This is a genomic window from Bacillus sp. CECT 9360 (genome assembly GCF_918741275.1).
In the GTDB taxonomy this organism is placed as follows: Bacteria; Bacillota; Bacilli; order Bacillales; family DSM-1321; genus Peribacillus.
In genome coordinates this window covers 1-1,492 of record NZ_CAKKNA010000033.1, presented here as the reverse complement: position 1 = coordinate 1,492, position 1,492 = coordinate 1, and the positions used below count along the sequence as shown (strand labels likewise).

Here is a 1,492-nt window from a genome sequence, read left to right as displayed (position 1 = left end):
TGAACTATGACCCGAATAATGGACACTTAAAAAAGTCTCTTATTCGGGTTTTTTGTATGCATATGACAGAAACCCGATTATAATCATTTCAGAGATCATATCGGGGGAAACAAAATGAGTAAACTTATTTTCAATGACATTCAGATGAAACTCTTGGAGAAAAATCCTAATGTGGATCACGTATCAGAACGTTCCATTTCCTATACATCAGATTTCAAGTTGAAGGCGGTAAAGGAAAATTTGAATGGGAAGAGCCCAACTCAAATCTTTATTGAACATGATTTTGACTTGAAAGTTATTGGCTCTACTAAACCCAAAGAATGCCTGAGGCGATGGAGAAAGACTTTTAAAGAGTTTGGGGAGGAAGGCTTTACTACGGAACGGAGAGGAAAGGCAAGCACCGGACGACCTTCGTCCACACCCCTTTCAGTAGAAGCCAACTTAAAAAAGGCTGAGGCGCGTATTAAATATCTGGAAGCGGAGCTTGAATTCTTAAAAAAGTTAGACGAACTCGAAAGGCAGGTGGCGAAGAAGAAAAGATAACGACATCGGAGAAGTTTATGCTTATTGAACAAACCATTCGCAGATTCGCTCTGTCTCATATGGTGACCTACCTTTGTAAAATGGCGGGTGTAAGCAGAAGTGGCTACTATGCCTGGATCAAGGATGAAAACGAAAGGGTTAAGAGGGATGAAAATGACTGGAAGGATTATGAGCTAATCAAAAAGATATTTGACGAGAAAAATGGAAAAGCTGGTGCCCTTGTCATTAAGATGATTTTAGAGAAAGATTATTTTGTCGTGATGAATCACAAGAAAATTCGCCGGCTGATGAAGAAGTTCCATTTAGTTGCGAAAATCAGGCAGATCAATCCTTACAGAAAAATGGCGAAGGCGACCCAGGAGCACAAGACACACCCTAACTTACTGAATAGGGAATTTAACCAGGATGAACCCGGAAAGGTGCTGCTTACCGATATCACCTATGTTTTTTATGGTGCCGGACGTCCAGCTTATTTATCCTGCGTGAAGGATGCCTCCACACGAGAAATAGTGGCATTTAACCTATCGAGGACATTAAAGATGGATATCGTCTATGATACGTTGGACAAGCTCTCTGATTCACTGGGGGACCTTATTCACCCCCATGCGATTATCCACTCAGACCAAGGTTTTCATTACACGCACCCTGAATTTCAAAAGAGAGTGAAGGAATTGAAGCTGACCCAGTCGATGTCTCGTAAGGGAAATTGTTGGGATAACGCACCCATGGAGTCCTTCTTTGGCCACCTGAAGGATGAAGTTGAGTATTCCAAATGCCAAACGTTTGAAGAATTAAAGAGTCTGATCACAGAATATATGGAGCAATACAATAACTATCGTTATCAATGGACGCTAAATAAAATGACTCCGGTACAATACCGGAGCCATCTATTAACAGCGTAAATTACTAGGTGCTTTTTTACACTGTCCACTTTATAGGTCACAGTTCA

The 1,492-nt window shown here is 41.0% G+C and carries 1 protein-coding gene; it reads left to right on the top strand.

The genetic code is table 11. The annotated features are described in order from the left end of the window. The first annotated feature begins 114 nt into the window (after positions 1-114). A protein-coding gene (locus LQ216_RS20205; protein WP_230131452.1) for an IS3 family transposase occupies positions 115-1,445 on the top strand; the annotation gives its coding sequence in 2 pieces (ribosomal slippage) (positions 115-487 and positions 487-1,445; 1,332 coding nt in all). The last annotated feature ends 47 nt before the right edge of the window (positions 1,446-1,492 follow it).